Below are 8,774 nucleotides of genomic sequence, written 5' to 3'. Positions count from 1 at the left end.
CTCTGACCGGAAGCTGGTTGGCCCAGTTACACTGGTCTTGGATAATGCCCGATACCAGCACAATACCGTTGTGAAAGAACTCGCAGAGGATCTGCAAATAAAACTGCTTTTTTTGCCATCGTACTCACCGAACCTGAATCTTATTGAAAGACTTTGGAAGTTTATCAGAAATGATTGCCTCTATGGGAAATATTACGAAACATTTCAGGATTTTCGAGGTAGCATCGAAGGCTGCATAGAAAAACTTCCAACGACTCATCGAAATGCTATGAAAAAGCTTATGACGCTCAAGTTTCAAACTTTTGAAGATGTCACATTACTGGCCGCGTAGAGTATAAATAGTTTTTTCGGACAGATTTAAGGGTAAAGATGTCTGAAAAAAGGCAGATTGAACTGTTTTCGTCGGGCTGCAGGAAGATGTCTTATAATTTAAGTGTTAAAGATAAGTTTTTTGAAAATCATGTTTATATCCATTGTGATAAATTTTGATTGATTAAACAAGGAGCTTTTATGTCTCTTGATAAAGACTTGGTATTGCAAAAATTTAAAGATAAGAACGCCCTCATTGGCATTCTGGGCCTTGGGTATGTGGGGCTGCCCCTGATGCTGCGCTACAACGAGATCGGTTTTTCCGTTCTGGGCATTGATATTGATACAGACAAGGTGCAAAAGCTCAATAGGGGTGAAAGTTATATTGAGCATATTGCATCGGCAAAAATAGCTTCTGCCTGTCAATCCGGCTTTGAAGCCACCACAGATTTCAGCAGGGCCGCAGAATGTGATGCCCTTATTCTCTGTGTACCCACACCTTTGAACAAATACCGGGAACCGGATATCAGCTTTGTGGTGAATACCACGGATGCCGTCAAGCCCTTTTTGCGCAAGGGTCAGGTGGTTTCCCTGGAAAGTACAACCTATCCCGGAACCACAGAAGAAGAACTGCTGCCCCGTCTGGAAGCGGGTGGCCTTGTGGTGGGAGAGAATATTTTTCTTGTTTATTCACCGGAGAGGGAAGATCCGGGCAATCCGGATTTTGTAACCCGAACCATCCCAAAGGTTATTGGTGGTCATACCCCGGCCTGTCTTGAGGTGGGAATGGCATTGTATGAGCAGGCCATAGACAGGGTTGTTCCCGTAAGTTCCACACGGGCTGCGGAAATGACCAAGCTTCTGGAAAACATTCACAGGGCTGTGAATATTGGTCTTGTTAATGAGATGAAGATCGTTGCAGATAAAATGGACATCGACATTCATGAGGTCATCAATGCCGCAGCCACCAAGCCTTTTGGCTTTGTGCCTTATTATCCCGGCCCTGGCCTTGGAGGGCACTGTATTCCCATTGATCCTTTTTATCTGACCTGGAAGGCCCGTGAGTATGGTCTCAATACCCGTTTCATTGAGCTGGCAGGAGAGGTAAATTCCTCCATGCCGGATTATGTGGTCAGTAAAGTGCTGCTTGCCCTGAATGAGAGAAAAAAAGCCATCAAAGGTAGCCGTATCCTTGTACTGGGTATTGCCTATAAGAAAAATGTGGATGATATGCGGGAAAGCCCTTCAGTCATGATCATGGAAAAACTGAGGGATCTGGGGGCAGAAATCGCCTACTCAGACCCCCATGTGCCGGTTTTTCCCAAAATGAGGGAACATCACTTTGATCTTTCCAGCACCCCTTTAAGCGAAGAAAACCTTAAAACTTGTGACTGCGTGGTGCTGGCAACCGACCATGACCGCTTTGATTATGATCTCATCCGTACTCATGCCAGCCTGATTGTGGACAGTCGCGGAAAATACCTTGCACCGGAAGGGCATATTGTGAAGGCGTAAAAAGGGGGAAACTCTTTTTTTAACCCGCACCAAGGAGCTGCATATGGAGATTGAAGCCATATACAATAAAGGCCGCATTGAACTGCCCCCCCATCTTCACCTGAAGCAGGATGTGTTCAAGGTGCGCATAGAAATCCCTGAATATGCTTATCAAAAGGGGGCTGCCCCCTTTATGGATTGGCAGTCAAAAATGGAAAAAATTAAGAAGAGTGTATTGAATATGGATGAAAAAGCACTGCCGGAGCTTTCACCTAAGCAAAAAGAGTCTCTGGATGCTTTTCAGATACGCGAGGATCAGTAGATGGATGTTCTTCTTGATGTAAATATCATACTGGATGTCTGTGCTGTACGGAAGCCATGGTTTCATAAGTCCTTTGAAGCTATTGAGTGTTGCCGCAGATCAGGTGGGCAGGTATGGGTGTATGCGGGCTCTGTGCAGACGTTGCACTATACCCTTGCCAATGTTCATCTGCAGCAGGCCAGGGAAAATGGAGAAAATATTTCCAGAAAAGCCTGTCTGGAAATAGCAGCCAGACAACTGAAGGTCTTTACAGAAAATATCCAGTGGCTTTCTGCACTTTCGGGTGAATGCGATGTCTGTGAAGATCAGGATCCGGAGGACATGCAACTTATCTGCTCTCTGGATCGTTTTACTAAGGGTTCCATTGCTCTGATTACCAGGGATCAGGGTTTGCTTTCACGGGGAGATTCCCGGATTTTAACACCAGATGCCTATATTGATCAGTCAAAGGAAGGTCAATCCATTCCCTTCATCGACCTTGCCGCCCAGCAGCGCAGTATCCGGCCAAACTTAGAAAAAAACATCCATAAAGTTCTTGCCCATGGACAGTACATCATGGGGCCTGAAGTCAAGGCACTTGAAGATCGCCTTGCTGCCTATGCGGGTACAAGACACGCCATCGGCGTTGCCAGCGGTACGGATGCCCTTCAGATTGCCCTTATGGCGTTGGGTATTCGCGCAGGGGATGAGGTCATTACAACCCCTTTTTCTTTCATTGCCACAGCAGAAATTATTGCCCTGCTTGGGGCAAAGCCTGTTTTTGTGGATGTGTGTCCCAAAACCTACAATATGAATCCGGATCTCATCGAAGCAGCCATTACTGCCAAAACAAAAGCCATTATGCCGGTCAGCCTTTATGGACAGTGTGCGGATTTTGATGCCATCACTGCCATTGCTTCAAGGCATAATCTGCCCGTCATTGAGGATGCGGCCCAGTCCTTTGGGGCTACATACAAGGGCAGAAAATCCTGTGCTCTTTCCACCATTGGCTGTACATCCTTCTTTCCGTCCAAACCCCTTGGCGGATATGGGGATGGCGGGGCCTGCTTTACCAATGACGAGAATTTTGCCAAAGCCATGCGGGAAATCCGGATTCATGGTCAGGACAGGCGCTATCACCATCCCCGTATCGGATTCAATGGCAGGTTGGATACCCTTCAGGCTGCCATACTTCTTGCAAAAATGGATATTTTTTCGGATGAGGTAGAAAAACGGGGCCGCATCGGAGCCCGGTATTCGGAGATCATTCAGGAGGAATGCCCCGGTATTATCACGCCTTTTATTGAGGAATGGAATACCAGCGTTTATGCCCAGTATACGGTGCAGGTGGAAAACCGGGATACTGTTCAGAAAGTGTTGGAAGAAAAGGGAATACCAACGGCGGTACATTATCCTATTCCTCTGCATCAGCAGCCTGTTTTTGCGGATCAGAAAATAAGCCTTCCGGTGTCTGAAAAGCTGGCAGCGCGGGTGATGAGCCTGCCCATGCATCCGCTTTTGAATGAGGATGCGTTGAAGCGCGTCGTGGATGCTTTGAAAGAGACCCTTGTATGAAAGGAAGCATGCTATGCCCGGCTTTATAAAGGACAGAAAAATTCGCGCTGCCATTGTGGGGTGTGGTCGTATATCTAAAAATCATTTTGGTTCTTTGGAAAAACATAAGGAAAACATGGAACTGGTTGCTGTCTGTGATACGGATGCAGCCGTTCTTGAAAACCATATTCAAAGTTATGGTGTTCCGGGATATCTGTCCATGCAGGACATGCTTGAAAAGGAAGATTTGGATCTTGTCAGCATCTGTACTCCAAGCGGGTTGCATGCTGCTCAGACGATTCTTGCTGCGAGCTACGGCATACATGTCATGACGGAAAAACCCATGGCCACCCGCTGGCAGGATGGACTTTCCATGGTGGAAGCCTGTGACAGGGCAGGGGTGCGTCTTTTTGTGGTAAAACAGAACCGTCGCAATGCCACTTTGCAGCTTTTAAAAAATGCTATTATGCAGAAGCGTTTTGGAAAAATTTATTCTGTGGCCATCAATGTGTTTTGGACCCGGCCCCAGGAATATTATGACAGTGCAAAATGGCGGGGAACCTGGGAATTTGACGGCGGTGCTTTCATGAATCAGGCCAGCCACTATATTGATCTGTTTGAATGGCTTATAGGCCCTGTGGAAAGTGTTATGGCCTATACCGGAACCCTTGCCAGAGATATTGAGGTAGAAGATTCCGGAGCAGCCATCCTGCGCTGGCGCAATGGAGCCCTTGGCACTCTGAATGTTTCCATGCTCACCTATCCGAAGAATCTTGAAGGCAGCATTACCATTCTTGGAGAAAAAGGAAGTGCCAAGATCGGTGGAGTTGCAGTAAATGAGGTGCTGCTCTGGGATTTTGAAGAAAAACTGCCTGAAGATAATCAGATTGGCGATGCCAGTTACCAGACCACATCCGTGTATGGCTTTGGTCACCCCCTGTATTTTGCCAACGTGATTGATACGCTGCGGGGTACTGCGGAGCCGGAAACCGATGGCCGGCAAGGTCTGAAAAGTCTGGAGCTGCTCATCGCCATGTATCTTTCCGCAAGGGACGGTAAAAAGGTGGCTTTGCCGCTGGAGTATTAGAGCATGAAAAACTGTTCTCTTGTTGGGAGAAGGGGAGTCCTTTCCCCATCAAATATTCAGCATTCAGGAGAAAAATTGATGAGTTACCAGGTTCACCCCACAGCCATTGTGGATGAAGGTGCAGAAATTGGAGAAGGAAGCCGCATCTGGCATTGGGTACATGTCTGCGGCGCTGCAAAAATAGGTAAAGGGGTCTCTCTGGGACAAAATGTTTTTGTGGGTAATAAGGTTGTGATCGGTGATTTTTGTAAAATCCAGAACAATGTCTCTGTATATGACAATGTGACCCTGGAAGAGGGCGTTTTCTGCGGTCCCAGCATGGTTTTTACCAATGTGTACAATCCCCGCGCCCTGATCGAGCGTAAAAATGATTACAGAGATACCTTAGTAAAAAAAGGGGCGACCCTTGGGGCCAATTGTACCATTGTATGCGGTGTTACCATTGGTCGTTTTGCCTTCATTGCGGCAGGTGCTGTGGTGACAAAGGATGTGCCGGACTATGCCCTGATGGCGGGTGTACCAGCAAGGCAGATCGGGTGGATGAGTGAGTATGGGGAGAGGTTGGATTTGCCACTGGAGGGAGAGGGTGCGACAATCATATGCTCCCATACAGGGGAGATGTATCAATTCAGTGATAATGTATTGCGTAAAAGTGTTACCGGGTAAAAGGTTTAACACTGGTAGGTGTATTGCTGATTTTCCTATCAGCTTTAAAATTTATTTTTTTACCCACAGAATAAAGAGCATGCATGCATATTCTCATAATTCCTTCATGGTATCCTGCTCATCCGGCTGATATCGGTGGCAGTTTTTTTAGGGAGCAAGCCATTGCGCTCAGGAAACGAGGTCATAAAGTTGGTATTATAACACCACAAATGAGATCCTTGAAAGATTGGCGTAATATTTTAAATGGTTTTGGGATTAAGAAAGATTTTGACGAAGGTGTTATCACTTATCGTTTTAAAACAGTCAATGTGACACCACGAATGGATTTATTGACACGCAAGCATTGGCTGTTGGCAGGTCTTAAGCTTTATTCTGAGTATGAAAAAAGGAATGGAAGACCGGATATTGTGCATGTGCACTCGATGTATAAAGGAGTTTTTTTGGCGTATGCGCTTTTTAAAAAATTTGACATTCCATATGTTGTCACTGAGCATAGCTCTGCATTTGCTAAAGGATTTGTAAGATCTCAAAAAATTGATATCCTACGTTTGCCAGTACAAAAAGCAAAAAAAAGAATGGCTGTAAGCAGAAAATTTGCGCATCTTTTGCAAAATCTTTTCGATGGTACTGAATGGCTCTATTTGCCGAATATTGTTTCTGATAAATTTATTGAATATCCTTCATCTAATGATAAAAATAAAGACTTTTGGTTTGTTAATGTATGTTTTATTACAGAGAATAAACGTATTGATTGTTTGATTCGTGCTTTTGCAAGGCTTTGTAATGTTTATAAAAATATCAGGCTCAGAATTGGTGGAGATGGCCCTTGCAGGCAGGAGCTGGAGCTTTTATCGGAAAAGCTGGGTGTTAAGGATAAGGTGGTTTTTCTTGGCATGTTGGGTAGGGATCAGGTTGCCGAGCAGATCTGTCACTCCGATGCTTTTGTTTTATCCAGTGAATTTGAGACTTTTGGCGTGGTTCTAATTGAGGCACTGGCATTGGGTAAGCCTGTGGTTGCTACACGTTGTGGTGGCCCTGAATCCATAGTGACGGAAGAAGTTGGCTGTTTAGTTGAGAAAAATGATGTTGATTCACTTTATGAGGGAATGAAAAAAGTGTATGAGACCGAGTTTGATAATAAAAAAATAAAAGAGTACTGTGTTGAGAATTTTAGTGAAACCGCAGTTACAGCTAAGCTTGAATTACTTTACAAGGAAATAATTCCCGGAAAATTATAACGAGGGCAGCGTTAATTGTTTAATATATAATAAAAAACTAAATTTTCCCCTTGAAATGCCATCGTTATAATAGTATTGCTGTAACGAGGATCAAGGGGGTTAATATGACAGCAGTTGTGTATCAGAGAAATAAAAACAACGGAACAACTTATGTTTATGAGTCAATTTCATACTGGGACAAAGAAAAAAAGCAATCCAGGGCGAAACGAAAGTGCATAGGGAAGCTCGACTCAAATACAGGGGAAGTCATTCCTAATCAAAAAAAAAAGAGCCATCAGGAGATTTTGGTAAAAAGAAAGTACTTGGCCCTGTTCCCGTTACTCAAATAGCCCGTAGTTTTTTTTGGGCTACCTGGCTATTTGACAGGATCGGTGAAGAAACAGGTGTAGCGGAAGATTTGAAAACATGTTTTCCTGAGACATATCGGGAGATTCTATCCATTGCCTATTTCTTGATCATGGAAGACAGAAATCCTTTAAGCCGTTTTCCCAGATGGGCTGCAACGCATAAGCATCCCCATGGACAAATTATTCCATCTCAAAGAAGCAGTGAGCTTTTTGCTTCCATAACAGAAGAGGCTAAGCAGCAATTTTTCAGACTTCAAGGCAAGCGGAGGATTGACAACGAATATCTGGCATACGACACAACATCGATCTCCAGTTACTCCCAATGCCTCAGGCAGGTTCGTTATGGAAAAAATAAGGAGCATGATCGTCTGCCACAAATAAACCTTTGCCTGCTTTTCGGTCAGCAGTCACGTTTTCCCTTTTATTACCGGAAGCTTTCCGGCAATATCCCGGATGTCAAGACGCTAAAAAGACTGCTGGCTGACATGAAAATGCTGGGCCGGGAAAGATCAAGGTGGTTCTGGATCGAGGTTTTTTCAGCGCAAGCAATATTAACGAACTTTACCTGTACCATCTGAAGTTCCTGATAGGTGCCAAGCTATCGCTGAAACTTGTCAAAACCAATCTGGATAAGGCTCGGGGTACCATGCGCAGTTGGAGCAATTATAGTAATGCCCATCAGCTTTATGCGTATTCTCAGTCTATAACCTGGAACTATGCTCAAAAGCGACCATATAAAAATGACTAGATAAGTAGAGATTGCCGCATGTATCTTCACCTGTACTATTCTCCGGAGCGTGCATTGGAAGATGAAAGAGCTTTTTTCAGTCGCTTATCAGATCTGCAGGGAGAGTTAGAGAGCGGGCAACTCAATCCTGATCATGAGAAGCAATATACCAGATATTTTGAGGTAAAAAATACACCGGTTCGAGGTGTTAAAATCATTGCAAAAGAGGATGCTCTGGCAGAGACAAAGCTCAATCATGGTTATTTTGTTCTCCTGAGCAATGATATAAAAAATCCGGTAGAAGCCCTCGATATTTATCGCAACAAAGACAGAGTTGAAAAAGCTTTTGAGAATTTGAAAGACAGGCTGAATATGCGCAGACTGGCTGTCTCATCGGAGCAAAGTCTTGATGGTAAGCTATTTGTAAAGTTCCTTGCACTCATCTTCCTGTCCTGCATTACAAAGAAGATGCAAGATGCCATCCTTTTTAAAAAATACACCCTACAAGAAATTCTGGATGAGCTTGATGCCATTGAGTGTTTTGAAATACCGGGCAAGCGTCTTCAGGTAGGGGAAATGACTAATCGCCAACAGGAGCTTTACTTGCAACTGGGTTTCAGCCCACCGACCTCGTTACAATAGCTCGGGAATTCAGGTTTTAACTGTTTAGCCCGATTCTTTGGTAAACAATTAAAAATTTTTGAAAATTGCTTTAATAGGGGTAGCTGCGGCTAAAAATTTTGCGGATTGATTTTTTTTGAGTCCTGCGCCTCATATTTGAAACTTATTCCTCATAAAAGACCCTTTTTGAATACTCACCGCCCTGTTGAGGGCTGAAAAAAGCCTCCCGAAATACCACAGGGAAGTGTGATTAAAGTTGATGGAGGATTTGGGGTCAAACTATGCCGTGACGGGCCTTTATTTCTATGATAATGAGGTCGTTCAGATTGCAAAAGGTAACTACTCCAAAAGTCCGGGCATTGGTAAAAGAAGCTAAACATTCTCAGCCTGATCTGATAAAGCAAGAAGCATGTTAACACACGACGCCATA

At 44.4% G+C, this 8,774-nt stretch carries 7 protein-coding genes and 1 pseudogene; all 8 read left to right on the top strand.

Going from position 1 to position 8,774, the window contains the following annotated elements:
• A partial coding sequence (locus tag BR04_RS17225; RefSeq protein WP_496357264.1) for a transposase occupies nt 1–331 on the top strand: 331 nt, incomplete at its 5' end.
• Between the two features lie 179 nt (nt 332–510).
• On the top strand, nt 511–1,824 hold the full coding sequence (locus BR04_RS17220) for a nucleotide sugar dehydrogenase (protein ID WP_496357263.1): 1,314 nt from the start codon (nt 511–513) through the stop codon (nt 1,822–1,824).
• 43 nt (nt 1,825–1,867) lie between these two features.
• Nucleotides 1,868–2,125 carry a hypothetical protein gene (locus tag BR04_RS17215; RefSeq protein WP_496357262.1) on the top strand — a complete coding sequence of 86 codons (258 nt, stop codon included), beginning with the start codon at nt 1,868–1,870 and terminating at the stop codon, nt 2,123–2,125.
• Nucleotides 2,126–3,679, top strand: coding sequence for a DegT/DnrJ/EryC1/StrS family aminotransferase (locus BR04_RS17210; RefSeq protein WP_496357261.1), 1,554 nt, complete (start codon nt 2,126–2,128; stop codon nt 3,677–3,679). It begins immediately after the preceding gene.
• A 13-nt stretch (nt 3,680–3,692) separates the two neighbouring features.
• Nucleotides 3,693–4,745 carry a Gfo/Idh/MocA family protein gene (locus BR04_RS17205; RefSeq protein ID WP_496357260.1) on the top strand — a complete coding sequence of 351 codons (1,053 nt, stop codon included), beginning with the start codon at nt 3,693–3,695 and terminating at the stop codon, nt 4,743–4,745.
• Nucleotides 4,746–4,823: 78 nt separating this feature from the next.
• Nucleotides 4,824–5,411: an acyltransferase gene (locus tag BR04_RS17200; protein ID WP_496357259.1), complete on the top strand. Its 588-nt coding sequence runs from the start codon at nt 4,824–4,826 to the stop codon at nt 5,409–5,411.
• 83 nt (nt 5,412–5,494) lie between these two features.
• Nucleotides 5,495–6,649 (top strand): glycosyltransferase, encoded by a 1,155-nt coding sequence (locus BR04_RS17195; protein WP_496357258.1) that lies wholly within the window; start codon nt 5,495–5,497, stop codon nt 6,647–6,649.
• A gap of 104 nt (nt 6,650–6,753) precedes the next feature.
• Nucleotides 6,754–8,365 (top strand): annotated as a pseudogene (locus tag BR04_RS17190) (IS1634 family transposase).
• Nucleotides 8,366–8,774 lie beyond the last annotated feature (409 nt).

This window comes from Desulfobotulus sapovorans DSM 2055 (assembly GCF_059569355.1).
This window is presented reverse-complemented; position numbering and strand designations above follow the sequence as displayed.

Bases quoted from the DNA above. Each gene is read 5' to 3' on its own strand.
- BR04_RS17220 (WP_496357263.1), top strand. From the start codon at position 511: ATGTCTCTTGATAAAGACTTGGTATTGCAAAAATTTAAAGATAAGAAC.
- BR04_RS17215 (WP_496357262.1), top strand. From the start codon at position 1,868: ATGGAGATTGAAGCCATATACAATAAAGGCCGCATTGAACTGCCCCCC.
- BR04_RS17210 (WP_496357261.1), top strand. From the start codon at position 2,126: ATGGATGTTCTTCTTGATGTAAATATCATACTGGATGTCTGTGCTGTA.
- BR04_RS17205 (WP_496357260.1), top strand. From the start codon at position 3,693: ATGCCCGGCTTTATAAAGGACAGAAAAATTCGCGCTGCCATTGTGGGG.
- BR04_RS17200 (WP_496357259.1), top strand. From the start codon at position 4,824: ATGAGTTACCAGGTTCACCCCACAGCCATTGTGGATGAAGGTGCAGAA.
- BR04_RS17195 (WP_496357258.1), top strand. From the start codon at position 5,495: ATGCATATTCTCATAATTCCTTCATGGTATCCTGCTCATCCGGCTGAT.